Below are 19,197 nucleotides of genomic sequence, written 5' to 3'. Positions count from 1 at the left end.
AATTTTCATGGCTAAGTTTTTAGCTCGCGCCCTTGCCGGCGCGGCCATCCTGAGCGCGCTGCTACCGGCGGCCACGCTGCAGGCCAAGGAGCGGATCGTCATCGGTGAACAGAACTGGACGGGCGCCATCGCCATCCAGCACATCCTTGGCGAAGTCATCAGCACACGTCTGGACGGTGAGGTGTCCTACCTTGCTGGCGACGTGCCGGTGCTGTTCGCCGCAGCTGCCAAGGGCGACGGCTCGGTGGACGTGCTGACCGATATCTGGTTGCCCAACCAGTCCGCAGCCTGGGCCAGGTACGTGAACGGCGGCACGCGTTCGCTGGTGCCCAACAAGCAGCCCTACGTCGGTGAGCAGGGCTTCTACATTCCCGGCTACATCCAGGACAAGCATGGGGTGAAGTCGGTGTACGACCTGCAGAAGCCGGAAGTCGCCAAGCTGTTCGAGCCGCTGGGCGGTGGCAAGGCGCAGCTGCTGGTCGGGCCAGCGGGCTGGGAGTCCACCTACATCGGCGAGATCAAGGCCAAGGACTATGGATTTGCCGGCCACTTCGAATCCGTCTCCACCGAAGCGGCGGTCACCTACGCCAAGCTGGATGCTGCGTACAAGTCTGAGCGCGGCGTGGTCTTCTACGCCTACACGCCGGACTGGATCTTCTCTGCCTACGACCTCCGCCGGCTGGAAGAGCCCCCATTCGATGGCTACGCGCAGGACAACAAGAAGGATGACCCGCTGTACAAGGCGGACGGCTGCTGGAAGTTCATCAGCCCGACCGTCGATGCGGACTGGCTGAACAAGAGCAGGATCACCTGCGCCTACCCGGACGCCAAGGTATACATCCTCGCCTCGGTCAGCCTGCAAAAGCGCGCGCCGCGAATTGCTGCCTTCCTGGAGAACGTGAGCATCGCACCCCAGGCGCTGAATGACCTGATCCTGAAGATCGAGAAAGAAAAGCAACCGGCCGAAACCGCTGCCAAGGCCTGGGTAGAGGCGAATCGCGCCACGGTGGACAAATGGTTGCTGGCTGCCGGCGAGAAGGTGGCCGCGCAATGAGTCGTCCGTCGCTGACGTTACTCGATGGCGGCATGGGGCGAGAGCTCAAGCGCATCGGTGCACCGTTCCGCCAGCCTGAATGGTCGGCACTGGCCCTGCTGGAGGCGCCCGAGTATGTCACCCGGGTCCACCAGGCGTACATTGCCTCCGGGGCGCGGGTCATCACCACCAACAGTTACGCACTGGTGCCTTTCCACATTGGCGAAGAGCGTTTCGCCAGCCGAGGCGCGGCGTTGGCCGACCTTGCCGGACGTCTGGCGCGCGAAGCGGCGGAAGAAGGCGGGGAGCCGGTGCGGGTGGCGGGTTCCCTGCCGCCTGCGCTGGGTTCCTATCGTCCGGACCTGTTCGACCAGGCGCGTTCCACTGCCATTCACCGCGAACTGATTGCCGGTCTGCGGCTCCATGTGGACCTGTGGCTGGCCGAGACCCAGAGTTCCATCGCCGAGGCGCGGGCCGTGCGCGAGGCGATCGGCGATGACGGCAAACCGCTGTGGCTGTCATTCACGCTGGTGGATGCGGCGAGCGAAGCGCTCCCGCAGCTGCGTTCCGGAGAACCGGTGGAAGAGGCCGCGCGCGTGGCGCTGGAGCTCGGCGCCAGCGCACTGCTGTTCAATTGCAGCCAGCCCGAGAGCATGGGCGCGGCGCTTGAGAAAGCGCGAGCGGTGTTAGCCAAAGAACGCGGCGAGCTGCAGCTGGGCGTCTATGCCAATGCCTTCCCGCCGGTAAGGGAAGACGCACAGGCGAACGAAACGCTGTTGGATATCCGCCCAGACCTCGGCCCCGAGGCCTACCTGGACTGGGCCCGGAGCTGGGTGGGGCAGGGCGCGGATATAGTCGGCGGGTGTTGCGGCATCGGCCCTGAGCACATTGCTGAGCTGCGCCTGCATTTACTGGCCCATGCATACAAGGAGGCTCTGGAATGAGCGAATGGGAACGCGCCACCTTTGGTGCCGGATGCTTCTGGCAGGCCGAAGCCACCTTGCGCAGCCTCGAAGGCGTGCAGGACACCCGCGTCGGCTACGCCAGCGAAGCGGGCCGCGAGGAGCCCCTGATCGAGGTGGTGCAGGTGGACTTCGATCCCCGGCGCCTCACCTATCCGGCGCTGGTCGAAGCCTTCTGGGGGCTGCATGACCCGACATCGCGGGACCGGCAGGGCGAACACATAGGTGTGAAATACCGCTCCGTCATCTTCACCCATTCGCCGCAGCAGGCCGCAGCCGCCCGGGACGCGCTCAGGCGTCAGGAGGAGTCCGGTCGTTTCCCGCGGCCCATTGCCACCGTCATCCTCCCCGTGGGGCGCTTCGAGCCTGCTGAGGAGGAACACCAGCGCTACCTGGAGAAGAACGGGCTCACGTCCTGTTCGATCTGATTGGCCACGTCTGCGGCAAGTGTTGCTGGAACCGCTGCCCCAGCGCTTCAGCCATGTTTCAGAGCGCTGGTTGTTTCAGGATGACTCATACCTCCCCGTCGTGAGTCACCCCTCACGATGTGATGCAGTTTCATCCAGCGATACAGGGTCGGGCGTGACATGCCCAATTCACGCGCCGCGGCGCTGACATTCCAGCGCCGCCAGTCATGCCTCTCTGGATGTGTGGCTGGCCCCGGTGTGGCAGGAAGCGGAAAGCAATGCCGACCGTCACTCCGCAAGGAAGATCATTTCCGGCGGCTCATGCATCAGAAATCTCTGGTGAGAGATATTCCAGGCGTAGGCGCCCGCGTGGGTGAACACCAGCAGATCGCCGACGGCAAGTTCGTTGACGGGGTGCTGGCGGGCCAATACGTCCTTTGGCGTGCACAACTGGCCGACCAGGGTGACCGCCTGGTCTTGCAGGTCCGCTGCGCGCTCGCCGCGCAGTACCACGAAGGGGTGGTCGTGGCCCTGGGCGGCCGGGGTGCGGAAGTGGTGGGTGCCGCCACGGGCGACGGCGAAGTACTGGCCGTGGTTGCGTTTGATGTCGAGCACCTGCATCAGGTAGTAGCCGCAGGCGGCGCTGATGAAGCGGCCGATTTCGAAGCGGATGCGGGTGTCCGCCATGCCTTCCTCCGCCAGTATCCCGGCCAGGCCCTGGCAGAAACGCGGCCAGTCGAAGGAGCTTTCGGGGTGCTGATAGTTGATGCCCATGCCACCGCCCACGTTCAGTAGCGGAAGCTGCAAATCCTGCTCGCGGCAGATGCGGCGGAACGTCTGGCAGTAGGCGCGGATCAGCTGCAGGTGGGCCGCCACGTCCAGCTGGTGGGAGAGCAGGTGAAAATGCAGGCCCTTGAGCTCCAGGGCGGGCTCCTGGCGCAGCAGTGCCAGGGCTTCGTCCAGTGCGTCTTCATCGAGGCCGAAAGGCGTGGGCTTGCCGCCCATCACCAGACGGCTGTCCGGTGCCTCGGCCAGCTTCAGGTTGAGCCGCAGCAGCACCGGGGCACGTAGGCCCCGTACAGCGGCGAGCCGCGCCAGGCGCCGCAATTCGTGCACGCTCTCCACGTGGAAGGCGTCGATCCGGCAGTCCAGCGCGGCATCCAATTCGCTGTCGAGCTTGCCGGGGCCGCCGAAGATCAGCGGCTGGCCCGGGCAGTGCTCATGCAGCCAGGCCAGTTCGCCGCCGGAAGCGGCCTCGAATCCATCCACCAGCGGTGCCAGGGTGCGCAGGATGGGGACTTCCGGGTTGGCCTTGGCGGCGTAGAAAAGTTCGCAGCCCGCGGGCAGCACGGCGCGCATGGCACGCACGCGCTGCTCCAGGGCTGGCAGGTCATACAGGTAGGCACACAGCGGGTCGCGGCGGTTGCCCCGAAGTTTGTCGATGGCAGCGGTGATACGCGCGGGAAGGCTCATGGGCGGGCTCCGCAGAAGGGGTTGGGCAGGGTGGTGTAGCCGGCGTCGCGGTCGGCGCGCTGCATCAGGCGGGTCATGAAGTTTTCCTTGCTGGGCAACGCCGCACCGGCGCACAGGCCGCGCAACGGCTCCGGGTGACCGAGTTCCTCGCAGAGCTGCTCCAACTGCTGGCCGACGCGCTGCCACAGGCGCTGTTCCAGTGCGGCCTGGCCGTCGGAGAGGTGGAAAATCGCTTCGCCCAGGTTGTTCACCAGGGCGCAGTAGGCGAATCGCTTCCAGGCCTTGTCGGCGCTGTAGTAAAGGGAGGCGCGGGTGCGCTCGTCGAGGTGCTCCAGGCGCGACTGCGGCCAATGCTCGGGGACCAGCTTGGTTCCCTCCAGGTCGCGGACCCAGACGCGGCTGGGCAGGTCGTCGGCGTCGAAGCCGAGGACGGTGTTTTGCAGGTGCGGCTCCAGTACCACGCCATGGCGGAACAGGCAGTGCAGCACACCGCCAAGCAGCAGGTCGGCGTAGCGCTCCAGCCAGAGCAGGGTGGCCTGAGCCGGGGACAGGCCAAGGCGTTCGGCACACTGGCGTACACGCTGGCGGCATACGCTGTGGCCGTGCAGGTCCCAGGTGAACAGCGCCATGGCCACCTGCGGCTGGAGCGCAGCGCGGCGCGCCGGATCCAGGTTCCGTCGGTAGAGGATGCCGAAGCATTCGGTGACGTCGCGGGCCGCTTCCGGATCGCCCAGGGCGCTGAGGTCGAGGGTACTGGCGGCGGGCTCGGGCATCAGCTCGAAACCCGGCCGCGCCTCGGCCAGTTCGTCCATGACCGGCGTCAGCAAGCGGGTCAGGGCAACGGCGCTGTCCAGCTCGTACCAGGCGTTCTTGCGCACGCAATTGGTCAGCCGCACGTGCACCGAGAACTTGAGGAAATACTCCAGATCCGGGTGGTACAGGGTCCGCACCGATGAGGTGGGGTAAAGCGCGAGGCCCTGGGCGCCGAGGTACTCCATCAGCCCCTGTGCCTGTGCCCGCTGCACCAGCGGATTGGCGAGAATGCGCTGCACTTCCCAGGGGTGGCAGGGGTAGAGGTCGTCACCGCCGCTGAGCTGTCGCAGGGTGTCGCGCGGGTCGTTGCCCTGATGGCGAACCAGGGCCGGGTCGACACGGAACCAATGCAGGGCGAAGCAGGCGCCTACTTCGGGTGAGCAGGCCAGCAGCGCATCCAGGTCCACGCCCTCGCGGCTCTTGGGCGTCGGGTGCAAGGCGTGGCCCCATACCTGGTGCTGCTCCGAACGCAACAGGCTGTCGTCTGGTTGCTGGTTGGCAGGTACGACGTGGCGCAGGAAGGTGCGGGTGATGTGCAGGCTGTTGCCGATCTGTTGCATCAGCTCGCCATGGCGTTCGCCGCTGGTCAGCGGGGCGAGCAGCAGGTGCGCCAGCTCCAGGGCGCCAAGGGGGCGCCAGCCTTGGCCGTTGCCTTTGTAGTAGGGCGCGCTGACGAAACGGCAGCGGCCGAGCACGCTGGTGCGGTCGGCCAGCAGGGCCAGGCGTCCCGCCGGCAGGTGGATACACACGCGCTTGCCGGCGAGCTGGCGCAAGCTCATTGGCAGGTCGTGATCCCGGGCGTCGAGGCTGGCCTCGCCACGGGGCAGCGCGTACTCGCGCAGGTAGCAATTGATCAGGCATTCGATGGCGTGCCGCTGGGCATCGCCGTCGAGCGTGCGTTCGTGAAGGGAAGCCAGATTGTTCGCAAGGTTCATGCAGTTATCTCCCGCGTGGCGGTGAGCAAGGGACGCGCCAGTACCAGCGCCGCGACGGCGGCCAGGCTGGCGACCAGGAAGGGGGAGGCGATGCCGCAGCTCTGGCTGACCAGACCTGCGCTGGCGCCGGCGGCAGCGCCGGCCCATTTGCCGCTGGAGTCATACCAGCCGAATAGACGCCCGACGCCGCCGTGGCGGCTGCGCTGGCTGAGGCAGCGATGCAGGCCGATGAAGCCCAGCAGCATCCCGGCGCCGCTGAGCAGGCGCAGCGCGAACAGCGACTCGGGCTGGCTGGTCCAGAATTGCAGGGCGTTGGCCAGGGCCAGCAGGGCGAGGCCCGGCAGGAGCAGGTTGGCGGCCTGGCGCTGGGCCCACGGCAGGGCCAGCAGGTAGACCAGGTGCGGCAGGCTGTAGAGCAGGCCGATGAGCGCATCGTTGCGCAGCCCTAGCGCTTCGCCGTAGGGGACGAAGTAGGGGAAGGTCACCACCATGGCGAAGCTGAACAGGAATTGCACCGCCAGCAGGCGCGGCAGGTCGTCCGGCATCCGCCCGGGCTGCTCGCCCCTGGCATTGGCACCGGCCTGGCGCCGGGGCGCATCGGCCGGCAGCAGCAGGATCAGCACGAAGGCCAGCAGCGGCAGCCAGGCCAGCGTCCGGTAGAGCTCCAGGCCCATGCCGCTGGCCGTGAGCAGGCCAAGCAGGATCGGCCCGCTGATCATCGCCAGGCGTGCCGAATACTGGGTCCAGTTCAGCGCCCGGGAGAGGCTGCCGCCCTTGAGCTGGGTGGCCAGGTAGGCATTGGATGCCGCCATGGCGCCGCCAAAGGTGCCCTGGATCACCAGTGCCAGCACGAACACCGTGAGGTTGGGGCTGAAGCCGGCCAGCAGGAATCCGGCGCAAAGTCCGGCATGGGCGCGAAGCAGCGACAGTCGGCAGCCATGGCGGTCAGCCAGCTGGCCCCAGAGCGGCGCAGCCAGGGCGGTGCACAGGGTCGGCAGGATGAACAGCACGCCGATGCTCCAGGCCGGCGCATCCGGCGCCAGATCGGCGAGGATGCGCGGCAGGTACAGCGGAATGCCCAGGGCCGTAAAGGCGGAGAGGTAGTGGCCAAGCAGAACGCTGGCGATCAGTCGGCGCGGCATGGTTGAGCCTCCAGCAGGAAGTTCGCCGCGCTGTAGCCGTAGAACTTGTTGATGTCCCGCGCCCCGGACTGTGCCTTGCTGAACAGGCTGCCGGCGCTCAGCAAGTACTTCACCGGCAGGGTCGGGCTGTCCAGCAGGAAGTCCCTGGCCTCGCCGCAGTCCAGGCCCTGGCTCTCCAGCTGCTCGATGCAGGTGAGCAGGCGCTGGCGCAGGGTCGCGTAGAGCGTTTCGCGCGATGCCAGGCCGGCATCGGCGATCGCCTCCAGCGGGGCGACCATGTTCAGCTGCAAGGTGATGGTGCAGAACATTTCCGCCAGCGGCTGGCTGTCGGCTACGCGAATGCGTTCGTCCCGCAGCGCGGCGGGCAGGCTCGCGAGGTCGGGGCAGGCCCGGGCAAAGCGTTCGGGCCAGAGGCGTGCGGCGTCGTTGTCCTTCATCAGCAGGCGCATGGGCCGGCCATCCTGCAGGATGAGCACAGCGTTCTGCTGGTTGGCTTCCAGGGCAATGCCGTAGCGCAGCCACAGGCGCAGATGCACGTGCAGCAGCAGGTCGAGGTAATCGGTCAGCCAGCCCTGCAGGTCGCCGGCATGGAAGCGCTCGACCAGCGCTTCGACGAACAGCCGGCCATCCGGCAGCGGGCTGGCCAGGGCGGCGACCGGTACCAGGGTGGCCTCGGCCAGTTCGGCCGGGTAGCGCCGGACGATGTAGGCCAGGTGCTTGTGTTCCCCGGCGTGCCCGCCATGCCGCTCATCCACGTGCAGGTAGCGCCGGCCCAGCTCCGGGTCGCGCGCGGCGAGCGCTTGCAGGGTGGTCTGGAACCAGTGGCCGTCGTACAAGGTGCTCGGTTTGATCAGCCGCAGGTTGCGGGCGCCGAGGGTGCTGACCAGCAGGGGCAGCTTGATGTGGCAGTGCGGGTGCTCAACACAGACCAGGGTGCGCACGGAGAGCGTCGGTTCCACTAGCAGGGCGCTGCGCGGGGCCTTGATGCAGCCTGCGGGCAGGCCGTATTGCTCCAGCAGCGGCCAGGTCAGCGGATGCACGGGCAGCAGGGCGTGACTGGCGGCCAGGCCCGCGTCCAGGCCGAGTTCACCGAAGCTCGGCCAATGGGCCGGCGCCGGGCTGCTGAGGCTGAGATCGCTTTTCGGGACGGCCAGCCAGTTGAGGGTGAAGCGCGGGGCGAATTCCGGCGCGTAGCCTTGCAGGGCGGCCTGGTCGAAGCCGCTCTTGGCGCGGGCTGTGGGGTAGAAGGGGTGGTCGAGGTAGCTGGCGATGCGGTCGATGCCGAGCAGCCGCTGGCCCCAGGACGCTTCATCGAGGATCTTGGCCAGGCTGCCTGCCTGTGCCTGGTAGGCCTCGCGGCAGAGGCCGCGATGCAGGGCGGCGCAGTCGGCCTCGTCACGATAGGCGGCGAAGCGCGCCAGGCTATCGGGGTCCAGGCCCTGGCCGAGGTGTTCGAGCCAAAGGTCATAGCCCTGTTCGATGCGGACCTCGTCCTCGCGGCGCCAGAGCCAGGCGTCGGCTTTGGCGCTCCAGGCCTGCAGGGGGCCGCCGCGGCGCAGTGGCAGCCAGAGCTCGCCGCTGCCCAGGTGGCTGACGCAGAGCCAGTCCTGCGCCGGGGCTTGCGGCCAGTGGCTGGCCAGCTCGGCTGGAATCTCGCGCACCTGGCCCTGGCTGAGCAGACCGCGGATGTCTTCGCGCAGGCAGCAGTCGATGATGCGCAGGGCGATCGACGCCTTGTCTGCGCTGCTGGCGACGCGGCTCATGCCAGCACCCAGCGCAGGTCGGCCAGGGCGGTGGCCAGGCGTGCGTCCAGGCGGCTGGCGTTGGGCGCGATAAGCCGCAGGACGCCGAGGTAATCCTTGTTGGAATTGCTGAGGCGGATTTCGTCGCCTGGCTGGTGCAGGGCGCGGTAGTCGCTCCAGTGGCCGTCGTACTCGTGCTGGAAGCTGCCGGGGGCTTCCAGCAGGCGGCCGGCCCGTTCGGCCACCAGGTAATGCACCAGGGCCTCGGCGCCACTGTCATGGGCATCCGCCAGCGGCTCGCCCAGGTGCAGGGCGAGGATGCGATCGAACCAGCCTTGCGGCAGCAGGCGGTCAAGGAGGAACTCGCGGCCGTCGCCGATGCTGCGGTAGTTGATTTCCACCAGCACGGGCCCCTGGGCGGTGAGGATGAATTCGCTGTGGCAGACTCCGAAATTGATGCCGAACGCAGCCACCTGGGCCAGGGCCGCGGCGCGGTGTTCACGGCAGAGCTGGCCGTTCCAGCGCGCGGCCAGCTCGACGAAATACGGTGGCGGCGAAAGGGTCACGTCGAAGCCGCCGATGGCACGCAGGCGCTGGCCGTCGCCGAGGGTTTCCAGGGTGAACAGCGGGCCTTCCAGATAGGCCTCCAGCAGCAGCGCGCGGCCGGGATTGTGTTGCCAGAACTGAGCGCAGTAGGCGTTCAGTTCGTCGGCGCTGTGGCACAGGCGCACGTCGAGGCTGGCGACGCCCTCGCGAGGCTTGGCGACCAGGGGGAAGGGCGCATCGGCGGGCACCTTGCCGCCAGCCGTGAGGACGTGGAACCACGGGCCGGGGAGGCCGAGCCGCTGCAGGCGTTCGCGCATCGCCGCCTTGTTCTTGGCGGCGTAGCACAGCTGCCAGTCCTTGCCGGGACAGCCGAAGGTTTCTGCCACCAGGGCGGTGGCCGTCTGCAGGTGATCGCTGTTGCAGAACACGGCCTGCGGGCGCAGGCCGTGGGCGTTGAGCAGCTCGATCACGGCAAGCGGGTTGAACACGTCGCACTCGAGGATTTCTAGGCCTTCGGCAGGATGACCGGCTGAGGCCAGCGCACGTCTGTGCGCCTGGGCGTGATCACTGATCAGCACTATCGGCAGCCCGCGTTTGCGCGCGGCTGGAAGGAATCCCTCGGTGATGGCGGGGTGGACGATGTGGGTCAGGATCACGAGCGGGCGTTGCATGGAAGCCTCCTGCGGGCAGAGATCGTCCCTCCGGACGATCGGACGACGGTTTTGGGGCGCCTGCCGGCAAGCCGCGAGGGCTGGCGACGGCAGGCAATTGGAGCGTGCGGGTGTGGGTTAGAAGCGGTTGCTGATGCCCGGGCTCAAGAAGCGTCCGGGCGTGGGCTGGCGAGTCGATACCGCGGAATGGGTTCGATCTTCAGTAGTGGGAAACCACGGGGAAGGGCGCATAACTGACATGCCGTTGTCATCCAGACTGCTTCAGGTTTCAGGGGGACGGTTGAAGGCTGGCCAGGCGTGCCTTGAGCGCGCCATGCAGCAGGCCGCGGTCTTCGCCGGCCAGGTAGCTTCGAATGCCCAGTGCCTGCCAATGCCGGTGTTGTTCCGGGGTACGCGGATTGGCGCAGAACGGGACACCTGCGGCGATGCAGGCTTGCGCCATGTCCTGAAGGCTCTGCCAGACGCGCGGATGCAGCGGGTCGGGGCCCAGCTGGAGGTCAAGGGCCAGATCAAGCGCACCTTCGAGGACCATGCCGATCCCGGACAACTGAAGGATTTCAGGCAGGGCTTGAACGCCGGCCGTGCTTTCGATCATCGGTACGATGGGGCGTGCCTGATTGGCTCTTTCGATATAGGACGCCAGGGGCAGGCGGCCGAAGCCGGTCACCCTGCCGCCGGTGATGCCGCGCGTGCCCCGGGGCGGAAAGAATGCGGCCGAAACCGCGCGCGCGACTTCTTCGGCGTTTTCGACGCGCGGTAGCACAATGGCTTCTACGCCGGCGTCCAGCGCACGGCCGATCAGCTTGGCGTCGACTTCCGGCACGCGCAGCCAGGGCGAAATGCCGGCCGACTCGCAGGCGCGCAGGCAATGCATCAGCTCATCCCCGGAGCGCAACAGGTGCTCCATGTCGAGGATCACGAAGTGATAACCCGCGTGGGCGATCATCTCGCAGAGCAGGGGAGAGGGGACGGAATTGAGCAGACCGAAGACGAAACCGCCTTGATCCAATCGTTCAAGGACGGGGGACTGACGAATCATGGCAATCCAATTATTAATAAGCGTTTGCAAATGATAATCGTTGTAAATGAAATGTAAAGGCGTATTGCGAGTGTTTCGCAATTAGCTGCGCCGGCGATCCGAGCCGCCGGGGAAGAGCCGGTGGACCGGACCGGAGCGGCGCGGTCAACCCTGCAACGTCGCCTCGATGGTCAGATTCTCCAGATCACGCCCGACCGAGGCCGCCGCGAGGAGTGCTCCCGCACGGAAGAAGCGCGCCGTGAAGTCCTGCTTCTCCAGGGAGCCGTCGATGCGGACTTCGTCCCAACTGTGCGCGTGTCCGCTATAGCGAAGATCCAGCCCGTAGTGGTTCGTCCAGAAATACGGCACATCCGTGAACGCCCGCCCGGCACCCAGCATATTGGCCGCGGCAGCCTGGCCCTGCCGCTGGGCATGGACCCAGTGCTCGACCCGGATCAGCTCCGCGCCGTACTGAAAGCGCGCGACATCACCAGCGGCGAAATGGCCGGAGACCGAAGTCTCCAGGTAGGGATCGACGAGGATGCCGTCCTGCACGGCCATGCCGGCCGTGGCTGCAAGTTCGGTGCGCGGCGCGACACCTGCGCCGACGATCAGCAGGTCGGCGGCAATCCGGGTGTCGTCGGCCAGTGTGAGTGTCTTGCCATCGAAGGCTTTGGCCGCCGAGCGCAGGTGGAACACTACGCCCTGCTCCTGGTGCAAGCGGGTGAGGAAACCACCCACTTCCAGGCCCAGCACACGCTCCAGCGGCACCTCCTCAGGGGCCACCACGTGCACCTCAAGCCCGCGCGCCCGCAGCGCGGCTGCTGCCTCCATGCCGATAAAGCCTGCGCCGATCAGGGCGACCGAACTCGCCCCCTGGCTTGCTGCAATGATCGAGCGGGCATCGGCCAGCGAGCGCAGCATGAACACGTTGGGAAGGTCGAACCCGGGGACGGGCAGACGCCGTGGTTCCGCACCCGTGGCGATGAGCAGGGCGTCGTAGGCCAGCCGTTCACTCGATCCGGTCAGCACTTCCCGTGCACGGGTATCGATCGTGGTGACGTTGCAGCCGAGGCGCAGGTCGATCTCCCGATCGGCGTAGAACTCCGGGCCCTGCAGCGGAATCCAGTCCTCTGGTGCGGTTCCGGCGAGGTAGTCCTTGGACAGATTGGGCCGGTCATAGGGCGCCGACGCATCGGCGCTCAGCATCGACAAGGCTCCGGCATAACCCAGTTCACGCAGCCGCTCTGCAGCGGCGAACCCCGCGGCACCACCACCGACGATCAGGATTCGTCCGGGCTGGTTGGGTAGGGCGCTGGGCGGTGACGGCTGAGTGGCGGTTTCCGCGCCGCGCACGAATACGCTCTCGCCGACGATCTCCACCTGCCAGGTTCCCAGCGCCGCGAAGGCGGGCGCCCGCAGGGCCGCACCCGTACGCAGGCTGAAGCACGCGTGGTGCCACGGGCAGCGAACCTCGTCATCGACCACCAGGCCATCGGCCAGCGGCGCGCCATAGTGGGTACAGAGACCGCTGACCGCATGGAAGCCATCGTCCAGTCGCACCAGCAGGACCGGGTTGCCTTCGACGTGGCCGGCGAGCACGCCGGTGGCGGGCACCCTGGACAAGGGCACGCCCAGGGTCAGGTCGGGACCGGCGGGGAGGGAATCGGAGTGAGCCATGGGGTGACTCCTTTGATGTGGACGATCCGTCCGGGTTGCAAGCGTTCTGCACGGAGAGCGGCAGGGAGGCGCCGGACCCGGAGGGATCGTCGCGGGTGCTTCGCGCACCCGCGCGACTACGTTGGAAAACAACCGGCGTGGCAGGCGACCCGCCAAGCCGGTTTCGTGGAAGCCCACGGTTTCGGCCCATACAGGGCGATCATCTGGACAGATTCCGGCAATTCCCGTGCGCTCAACCAAGCACCATTGCAACAACGATCAATGCGCCAACGACCATCAGGAAACCCATCAGCACCATCGCGATGCTGCGCAGGGACTGCCGGTCTTGTGAGCCTAGCAAATGCATTTTCGACCTCCTCGGCAAGAGCCATGTCTGGATGTCACTTCCGACGTTACGCCGCCCCTATGAATTTGAATAACGATAAAAATCGGCCGTAAATATCGGTGTTATCGAATCCATTTGGTGTGTGGAGTCCTTGTTGCCCGAAGGGGCAGCGGGCACGCCTGATCGCCGATCGAGGAGGTGCCGCTTATGGATACCGAACTTGCCCGAACCTTTCTCACCGTCATCGCGGCGGGAAACTTCCGCAATGCCGCCTCGCGGCTGTTCGTCACGCAATCGACCGTCAGCGCCCGCATCGCCGCACTGGAGGAGCAGCTCGGCTGTAGCCTGTTCGTGCGCAACAAAGCCGGCACGACACTCACCCCGGCGGGCCTTTCCTTTCACCCCTTCGCCACCACCCTGGTGCGGACTGTGGAACGCGCGCGCCAGGACATCGGCGTGGCCCTGGGCTTTCGGGCGTCCGTGACCATTGGTGGTCGTTTCGGGCTTTGGGACGATCTGCTGTTCGCCTGTCTGCCGCGAATCCGCAAGGCCGTGCCCGACATCGCCATACGCGCCGAAATGGCCTTCGAAGATGAGCTCATTCAAGGGCTGGTCGAGGGGCGCACCAGTATCGGGGTCATGTACACGCCGCAAAGCCGGCCCGGGCTGGTGGTTGAACCGTTGCTGGAAGAGCAGCTGGTGTACGTGACCACCAGCGACGACCAGTCCAGCCCGCCCGGTGAGAACTATGTGTACATCGACTGGGGACCCGAGTTCGCCCGCAAGCACAGCGCTGCGTTTCCCGACTTCCTCGGTGCCGGGTTGAGCTCCAACATCGGCTGGCTGGGCCTGACCCACATTTTGTCGGCTGGCGGCGCCGGGTATTTTCCTCTGCGCCTGGTCAGGCAGGCGCTAAGCGCGGGGCAGCTGCATCGGCATCCCGACGCGCCGGACTTCCGCCTGCCGGCGTATCTGGTGTATCCGGCCGATCCGCAACCTGAAACGCTGGGGCTTGTGCTGCAGATCGTGCGTGAAGTGACCGCGGAGATTCTGCAGCAGCATGCGTGACAGGCCGTCGCCAGCGTGGCGCTGCAGTGCGGGGGCGATGCCAACGCCGGACGCTGGTCGGTGAAAGTGGCGGCCTGGAGGCCAAGGTCGAATGGACCAGAAATTTGACAGTGGGAAGTTTCCCTGATTTATTGAAACCGGTTTCATTCGCCGTCACCGACAATAACCACAAAGGGAACACCGATGGCCGATACCCCTCTATCATCCAGCCCGCGGGTCACCATCAGCGAAGTCGCGCGGGTCGCTGGCGTGTCCAAGGCCACGGTTTCCCGCTACATCGGTGGTGACCGCCAGTTGCTGGCCGACGCCACCGCGCGGCGCATCGAAGAGGTGATCAATCGCCTGGGCTACCGTCCGAACCAGATGGCCAGGGGCCTGAAGCGGGGGCAGACGCGATTGATCGGCATGCTGGTGGCGGACATCCTCAACCCCTATTCAGTAGCAGTGATGCACGGCGTGGAAACTGCCTGCCGTCAGCACGGCTACAGCCTGGTGGTGTGCAATACCAATCGCGATGACGACCAGGAGCGCCACCATCTGGAGGCGCTGCAGTCCTACAACGTCGAGGGGCTGATCGTTAATACCCTCGGCCACCACCCGGGCGAACTGCTCACCCTTCGGCGCGACATCCCCATGGTCCTGGTGGACCGCCAGATTCCCGAACTGAACGTCGACCTGGTCGGCCTGGACAATACCGACGCTGTCGAGCAGGCCCTGGACCATCTGCAGGAGCGCGGTTATCGCGACATCCTGGCGATCAGCGAACCACTGGACGGCACCAGTTCCCGCCTCGAACGCGTGCAGGCGTTCGGCGACTCGATCAAGCGCCGGCGGGGAATGCGCGGGCAGGTGCTGGAAATCGCCGGCGACCTCGACGACCGCCTCCGCGCCTTCCTCGGCTCCAACGGTCATGGTCCGCAGGCACTGTTCACCTTCAACGGCGTGGCCACCCTGGCGGCCACCCGCGCCCTGCGCGAGCAGGGCTGCCAGCTGTTCGCGGATGTCGGCCTGATCGCCCTCGACGAACTGGACTGGTATCCCCTGGTTGGCAGCGGCATCACGGCGCTGGCGCAACCCACCCAGCGTATCGGCGTGACGGCTTTCGAATGCCTGCTGGACCGACTGCGCGGCGACGAAGCCGAGGCACGCCGCATCGATTTCAAGGCTGAACTCAGCATCCGAGGTTCCACCCACCCACGTGGCTGAACAGGGGCAGCGGTTCAGCCTTTTGTTCAGCTAGAAATGAAACCGGTTTCATAGGATAACAACAATGCTCCAGAACCCTGTTTCCATCAGCCTTTCCAGCTACGGCGCCGACCTGGTCCGGCAGCGCGGACAGGAAGATTTCCTGGGCCTGCTGGCCAGTGCCGGCGCGACTCGCGTCGAGCTGCGCGAGGAGCTCTTCGAGCGGGCGCCGGACACGGTGGCGCTTTCCGAGTCCATGCGCATGCTGCAGCTGGAATGCCTGTACTCCTCACCCATCGAACTGTGGACGGCGGACGGTCAACAGGCCCCGTGCCTGGCGGATCGCCTGCAACGGGCGCGCGCCCTTGGCGCCGTGGCGCTGAAGGTTTCCCTGGGCCACTACGGCGACGCCTGCGATGTCGAGGCCCTGCGCCCGCTGCTGGCGCAAGGCGGCCCTGCGCTTCTGGTGGAGAACGACCAGACCCCGCAGGGCGGGCGCATCGAGCCCCTGCTGCGGTTCTTCCAGCGGGTCGAGGAGCTGGGAATGCCGTTGGGGATGACCTTCGATATCGGCAATTGGCACTGGCAGGGGGAATCCCCGCGGCAGGCGGCGCGTCAGCTCGGGCGCTGGGTGCGCTATGTGCATTGCAAGGCCGTACGCCGCCGCGACGATGGTCGCCTGGTGGCCGTGCCGCCGCTGGCGGCTGACCTGGGCGAATGGGATGGCTTGCTGGGCGAGTTCACTCCCGGGGTGACGCGCGCCGTGGAGTTCCCCCTGGAAGGGGATGACCTGCTGGTGCTGACCCGCGCCCAGGTGACCAGCCTGTCTCGCCTCGGCCTGAGTCCGGAGGTGAGTCATGGCTGAACATGACGTGCTCTGCTTCGGCGAGACCATGGCCATGTTCGTTGCCGAACAGACCGGTGACCTGGCTGATGTCGAGCTGTTCGGCAAGCGCATCGCCGGTGCCGACAGCAACGTGGCCATTGGCCTGGCGCGGCTCGGCTTCAACGTGCGTTGGCTGAGCCGGGTCGGCGACGACTCCCTGGGGCGCTTCGTGCTCGCCAGCCTGCGCCGGGAAGGCCTGGATTGCACCTCCGTCGAAATCGACCCGAAGCATCCCACCGGCTTTCAGCTGAAGGCGCGCTGCGACGATGGCAGCGACCCTGCGGTGGAGTACTTCCGTCGTCATTCAGCTGCCAGCCAACTGTCGCCGGCGCTGATTGGTCCGCAATTGCTGCAGGCGCGCCACCTGCACGCCACCGGCATCCCCCCAGCGTTGTCGCCGAGCTGCCGGGCGCTCTCCCATGCACTCCTGGATGCCATGCGCGCCGCCGGCCGCAGCGTTTCCTTCGACCCCAACCTGCGTCCCTCGCTGTGGCCCGATCGCCTCACCATGATCCGCGAAATCAATGCGCTGGCGCTGAAAGCCAACTGGGTGCTGCCGGGCCTGGAAGAGGGTCGTCTGCTCACTGGCCGGCAAGCGCCGGCGGACATCGCCGCTTTCTACCTGGATCAGGGGGTGGAGCGCGTGGTGATCAAGCTGGGCGGGGAGGGTGCCTATTACCGCAGCGCGGCTGGCGAAGGCCGGGTGCCTGCGGTGCCGGTGCCGAGGGTGGTGGATACCGTCGGTGCCGGCGACGCCTTTGCCGTCGGCGTGGTGAGCGCGCTGTTGGAAGGCCTTGAATTGTCCCGCGCGGTGGCGCGCGGAAACTGGTGCGGCAGCCGCGCCGTGCAGTCCCGTGGCGACATGGAGGGGCTGCCCCATCGTCAGGAACTGGAGGAGCAGGACCGGCGCAGGAGCGCCTGAACCCATTGATCACCGGCATTGCCGGCACCTGTTGCAACAAAAACAAAAAGCTCAGGAGACCCATCCATGCAATCGACTCGCCTCGCCCCGCGCCGTTGGTGGTACATCATGCCGATCGTGTTCATCACGTACAGCCTGGCGTACCTCGACCGCGCCAACTACGGGTTCGCCGCCGCCTCCGGGATGGCCGAGGACCTCAACATCACCCCCGGGCTATCCTCGCTGCTCGGCGCGCTGTTTTTCCTCGGCTACTTCTTCTTCCAGGTACCCGGTGCCATCTACGCCGAGAAGCGCAGTGTGAAGAAGCTGATCTTCGTCAGCCTGATCCTCTGGGGCGGCCTGGCGACCCTGACCGGGATGGTCAGCGACGTCTACCTGCTGGTGGCCATCCGCTTCCTGCTCGGTGTGGTTGAGGCGGCGGTGATGCCGGCAATGCTGATCTACCTCTGCCACTGGTTCACCCGCGCCGAGCGTTCGCGGGCCAACACCTTCCTGATCCTCGGCAACCCGGTGACCATCCTCTGGATGTCGGTGGCCTCCGGCTACCTGGTGCAGCAGTTCGACTGGCGCTGGATGTTCATCATCGAAGGCCTGCCGGCGGTGATCTGGGCCTTCTTCTGGTGGCGCCTGGTGGATGACCGTCCGGCCCAGGCCAACTGGCTCGGCGCCCAGGACAAGGTCCGTCTGGAGGAAGCGCTGGCTGCCGAGCAGCAAGGCATCAAGCCGGTGAAGAACTACCGCGAGGCGTTCCGCTCGCCCAAGGTGATCATCCTCTCGCTGCAGTACTTCTGCTGGAGCATCGGTGTGTACGGCTTCGTGCTCTGGCTGCCGTCGATCCTCAAGCAGGCCGCCAATCTCGATATCGTCCAGGCCGGCTGGCTGTCGTCGCTGCCTTACCTGGCGGCGGTGATCGCCATGCTCGTTGTGTCCTGGGCCTCGGACCGCATGCAGAAGCGCAAGCGCTTCGTCTGGCCGCCGCTGCTGATCGCCGCGCTGGCCTTCTACGGCTCCTATGCCCTGGGTAGCGAGTACTTCTGGATCTCCTACGTGCTGCTGGTGGTCGCCGGCGCCTGCATGTATGCCCCCTATGGGCCGTTCTTCGCCATCGTGCCGGAAGTGTTGCCAAGCAACGTCGCCGGCGGCGCCATGGCGCTGATCAACAGCATGGGCGCGCTGGGGTCCTTCGCCGGCTCCTGGCTGGTGGGTTATCTCAATGGTGCCACCGGTGGCCCCGGTGCCTCCTACCTGTTCATGTGCGGCGCATTGCTGATGGCCGTTGCGCTCACCGCTGTGCTCAATCCCTCGCAGAACTCCGGCCGTGTCCACAAGCGCGAGCACCGGCTGGCGACAAGCCAATAGGAAACTCTGAAATGAAGAAACGTATCGTCCTCTACAAGCGCCTTTCCGATGAACTGATGGCGCGCCTGCAAAGCCAGGTCGAGGTAACCCTGGTGGATGAACCCTGGCAGGACGGCCAGGCGCGCCTGCGTGACGCCCTGCCAGGGGCCCACGGCCTGCTCGGTGCCAGCCTGCGGGTGGACGCCGGATTGCTCGACCTGGCGCCGGACCTGGAAGTGGTGTCCAGCGTCTCGGTGGGGGTGGACAACTACGACATCCCCGAGCTGACCCGGCGCGGCGTGCTGCTGACCAACACCCCCGACGTACTCACCGAAACCACTGCCGACACCTGTTTCGCATTGATCCTCGCCACCGCGCGGCGGGTGGTGGAACTGTCGGAATGGGTGCGTGCCGGCCACTGGCAGGGCAACCTGGGGCCGGCCCATTTCGGCAGCGACGTGCACGGCAAGACGCTGGGCATCGTCGGCATGGGGCGTATCGGCGAAGCCCTGGCACGGCGCGCTGCGGCCGGCTTTGGCATGCGCGTGCTGTACCACAACCGGCGGCCCAGGCCGGAAGTCGAGGCGCGCTACGGTGCCCGCTACCTCGGCCTCGATGAGTTGTTGGCGCAAGCGGACTTCGTCTGCCTGACCGTGCCGCTGACTGTCGACACCGAAGGCCTGATCGGCGAGCGCGAGCTGGCCCTGATGAAGCCCGGGGCGATCCTCGTCAACATCGCCCGCGGACCGGTGGTGGACGAAGTGGCGCTGATCGAGGCGCTCCGTCAGCGGCGTATCCGCGGGGCCGGCCTGGATGTGTTCAGCCACGAGCCGCTGCCCACGGACTCGCCGTTGCTGAAGCTCGACAACGTGGTGGTGACGCCGCATATCGGCTCGGCCACCCATGAGACCCGCGAGGCCATGGCGCGCTGTGCAGTGGAGAACCTGCTCAGCGCCCTGGCCGGCGAGCGCCCGGCGAACCTGGTGAACGAGGCGGCCTGGGCCGCACGGCACTGAGGGAGGGAAGGGCGGGGCGACCCGCCCCGCCCTTG

The 19,197-nt window shown here is 66.6% G+C and carries 17 protein-coding genes; 9 read left to right on the top strand and 8 right to left on the bottom strand.

Annotated elements, in window-relative coordinates:
- Window positions 1–7 precede the first annotated feature (7 nt).
- Genes ACFW0B_RS10850 through msrA form a run of 3 tightly spaced genes read left to right on the top strand, consistent with a single transcriptional unit; the run spans window position 8 to window position 2,423 of the window.
- On the top strand, window positions 8–1,054 hold the full coding sequence (locus tag ACFW0B_RS10850; protein WP_449147932.1) for an ABC transporter substrate-binding protein: 1,047 nt from the start codon (window positions 8–10) through the stop codon (window positions 1,052–1,054).
- Window positions 1,051–1,977, top strand: coding sequence for a homocysteine S-methyltransferase family protein (locus tag ACFW0B_RS10845; RefSeq protein WP_449147930.1), 927 nt, complete (start codon window positions 1,051–1,053; stop codon window positions 1,975–1,977). Before ACFW0B_RS10850 ends, ACFW0B_RS10845 begins: the two co-directional genes overlap by 4 nt.
- A complete protein-coding gene (msrA, locus tag ACFW0B_RS10840; protein ID WP_449147928.1) occupies window positions 1,974–2,423 on the top strand; it encodes a peptide-methionine (S)-S-oxide reductase MsrA in 450 nt (149 codons plus the stop codon). Before ACFW0B_RS10845 ends, msrA begins: the two co-directional genes overlap by 4 nt.
- Before the next feature lie 47 nt (window positions 2,424–2,470).
- On the opposite strand, the gene ACFW0B_RS10835 is transcribed toward msrA, so the two are convergent.
- The 8 genes from ACFW0B_RS10835 to ACFW0B_RS10800 all read right to left on the bottom strand — a co-directional run bounded on the left by ACFW0B_RS10835 (window position 2,471) and on the right by ACFW0B_RS10800 (window position 12,422).
- On the bottom strand, window positions 2,471–2,701 hold the full coding sequence (locus tag ACFW0B_RS10835; protein WP_449147926.1) for a helix-turn-helix domain-containing protein: 231 nt from the start codon (window positions 2,699–2,701) through the stop codon (window positions 2,471–2,473).
- Window positions 2,691–3,875, bottom strand: coding sequence for a type III PLP-dependent enzyme (locus tag ACFW0B_RS10830; RefSeq protein ID WP_449147924.1), 1,185 nt, complete (start codon window positions 3,873–3,875; stop codon window positions 2,691–2,693). The genes ACFW0B_RS10835 and ACFW0B_RS10830 overlap by 11 nt, the downstream gene beginning before the upstream one ends.
- Entirely contained in the window at window positions 3,872–5,623 is a 1,752-nt protein-coding gene (locus tag ACFW0B_RS10825; protein WP_449147922.1) for an IucA/IucC family protein, read from the bottom strand. The genes ACFW0B_RS10830 and ACFW0B_RS10825 overlap by 4 nt, the downstream gene beginning before the upstream one ends.
- Window positions 5,620–6,765 (bottom strand): MFS transporter, encoded by a 1,146-nt coding sequence (locus ACFW0B_RS10820; RefSeq protein ID WP_449147920.1) that lies wholly within the window; start codon window positions 6,763–6,765, stop codon window positions 5,620–5,622. Before ACFW0B_RS10820 ends, ACFW0B_RS10825 begins: the two co-directional genes overlap by 4 nt.
- Window positions 6,750–8,528, bottom strand: a complete 1,779-nt coding sequence (locus ACFW0B_RS10815; protein ID WP_449147918.1) for an IucA/IucC family protein — start codon at window positions 8,526–8,528, stop codon at window positions 6,750–6,752. Before ACFW0B_RS10815 ends, ACFW0B_RS10820 begins: the two co-directional genes overlap by 16 nt.
- Window positions 8,525–9,724, bottom strand: a complete 1,200-nt coding sequence (locus tag ACFW0B_RS10810) for a siderophore biosynthesis protein PvsA (protein ID WP_449147916.1) — start codon at window positions 9,722–9,724, stop codon at window positions 8,525–8,527. Before ACFW0B_RS10810 ends, ACFW0B_RS10815 begins: the two co-directional genes overlap by 4 nt.
- Window positions 9,725–9,992: 268 nt before the next feature.
- Complete coding sequence (locus ACFW0B_RS10805) at window positions 9,993–10,844, bottom strand: HpcH/HpaI aldolase family protein (protein WP_449147914.1); 852 nt, start codon at window positions 10,842–10,844, stop codon at window positions 9,993–9,995.
- A 63-nt stretch (window positions 10,845–10,907) separates the two neighbouring features.
- Window positions 10,908–12,422, bottom strand: a complete 1,515-nt coding sequence (locus ACFW0B_RS10800) for an FAD-dependent oxidoreductase (protein ID WP_449147912.1) — start codon at window positions 12,420–12,422, stop codon at window positions 10,908–10,910.
- Window positions 12,423–12,954: 532 nt separating this feature from the next.
- Here ACFW0B_RS10800 and ACFW0B_RS10795 point away from each other — a divergent pair.
- From ACFW0B_RS10795 to ACFW0B_RS10770, 6 genes are all read left to right on the top strand, one after another.
- On the top strand, window positions 12,955–13,815 hold the full coding sequence (locus ACFW0B_RS10795) for a LysR family transcriptional regulator (protein WP_449147910.1): 861 nt from the start codon (window positions 12,955–12,957) through the stop codon (window positions 13,813–13,815).
- Between the two features lie 183 nt (window positions 13,816–13,998).
- Window positions 13,999–15,021 (top strand): LacI family DNA-binding transcriptional regulator, encoded by a 1,023-nt coding sequence (locus ACFW0B_RS10790; protein ID WP_449147908.1) that lies wholly within the window; start codon window positions 13,999–14,001, stop codon window positions 15,019–15,021.
- Between the two features lie 64 nt (window positions 15,022–15,085).
- Window positions 15,086–15,865, top strand: a complete 780-nt coding sequence (locus tag ACFW0B_RS10785; RefSeq protein ID WP_449147906.1) for a sugar phosphate isomerase/epimerase family protein — start codon at window positions 15,086–15,088, stop codon at window positions 15,863–15,865.
- A complete protein-coding gene (locus ACFW0B_RS10780) occupies window positions 15,858–16,808 on the top strand; it encodes a sugar kinase (protein WP_449147905.1) in 951 nt (316 codons plus the stop codon). Before ACFW0B_RS10785 ends, ACFW0B_RS10780 begins: the two co-directional genes overlap by 8 nt.
- 66 nt (window positions 16,809–16,874) lie before the next feature.
- Window positions 16,875–18,167: an MFS transporter gene (locus ACFW0B_RS10775; protein ID WP_449147904.1), complete on the top strand. Its 1,293-nt coding sequence runs from the start codon at window positions 16,875–16,877 to the stop codon at window positions 18,165–18,167.
- A gap of 11 nt (window positions 18,168–18,178) precedes the next feature.
- Window positions 18,179–19,162 carry a 2-hydroxyacid dehydrogenase gene (locus tag ACFW0B_RS10770; RefSeq protein WP_449147903.1) on the top strand — a complete coding sequence of 328 codons (984 nt, stop codon included), beginning with the start codon at window positions 18,179–18,181 and terminating at the stop codon, window positions 19,160–19,162.
- Window positions 19,163–19,197 lie beyond the last annotated feature (35 nt).

The sequence above is a fragment of the Metapseudomonas phytobenefica genome (assembly GCF_043392685.1).
In the GTDB taxonomy this organism is placed as follows: Bacteria; Pseudomonadota; Gammaproteobacteria; order Pseudomonadales; family Pseudomonadaceae; genus Metapseudomonas.
This window is presented reverse-complemented; position numbering and strand designations above follow the sequence as displayed.

Bases quoted from the DNA above. Each gene is read 5' to 3' on its own strand.
- ACFW0B_RS10770 (WP_449147903.1), top strand. From the start codon at position 18,179: ATGAAGAAACGTATCGTCCTCTACAAGCGCCTTTCCGATGAACTGATG.
- ACFW0B_RS10775 (WP_449147904.1), top strand. From the start codon at position 16,875: ATGCAATCGACTCGCCTCGCCCCGCGCCGTTGGTGGTACATCATGCCG.
- ACFW0B_RS10830 (WP_449147924.1), bottom strand. From the start codon at position 3,875: ATGAGCCTTCCCGCGCGTATCACCGCTGCCATCGACAAACTTCGGGGC.
- ACFW0B_RS10800 (WP_449147912.1), bottom strand. From the start codon at position 12,422: ATGGCTCACTCCGATTCCCTCCCCGCCGGTCCCGACCTGACCCTGGGC.
- ACFW0B_RS10815 (WP_449147918.1), bottom strand. From the start codon at position 8,528: ATGAGCCGCGTCGCCAGCAGCGCAGACAAGGCGTCGATCGCCCTGCGC.
- msrA (WP_449147928.1), top strand. From the start codon at position 1,974: ATGAGCGAATGGGAACGCGCCACCTTTGGTGCCGGATGCTTCTGGCAG.
- ACFW0B_RS10795 (WP_449147910.1), top strand. From the start codon at position 12,955: ATGGATACCGAACTTGCCCGAACCTTTCTCACCGTCATCGCGGCGGGA.
- ACFW0B_RS10810 (WP_449147916.1), bottom strand. From the start codon at position 9,724: ATGCAACGCCCGCTCGTGATCCTGACCCACATCGTCCACCCCGCCATC.
- ACFW0B_RS10780 (WP_449147905.1), top strand. From the start codon at position 15,858: ATGGCTGAACATGACGTGCTCTGCTTCGGCGAGACCATGGCCATGTTC.
- ACFW0B_RS10790 (WP_449147908.1), top strand. From the start codon at position 13,999: ATGGCCGATACCCCTCTATCATCCAGCCCGCGGGTCACCATCAGCGAA.
- ACFW0B_RS10845 (WP_449147930.1), top strand. From the start codon at position 1,051: ATGAGTCGTCCGTCGCTGACGTTACTCGATGGCGGCATGGGGCGAGAG.
- ACFW0B_RS10850 (WP_449147932.1), top strand. From the start codon at position 8: ATGGCTAAGTTTTTAGCTCGCGCCCTTGCCGGCGCGGCCATCCTGAGC.
- ACFW0B_RS10820 (WP_449147920.1), bottom strand. From the start codon at position 6,765: ATGCCGCGCCGACTGATCGCCAGCGTTCTGCTTGGCCACTACCTCTCC.
- ACFW0B_RS10825 (WP_449147922.1), bottom strand. From the start codon at position 5,623: ATGAACCTTGCGAACAATCTGGCTTCCCTTCACGAACGCACGCTCGAC.
- ACFW0B_RS10785 (WP_449147906.1), top strand. From the start codon at position 15,086: ATGCTCCAGAACCCTGTTTCCATCAGCCTTTCCAGCTACGGCGCCGAC.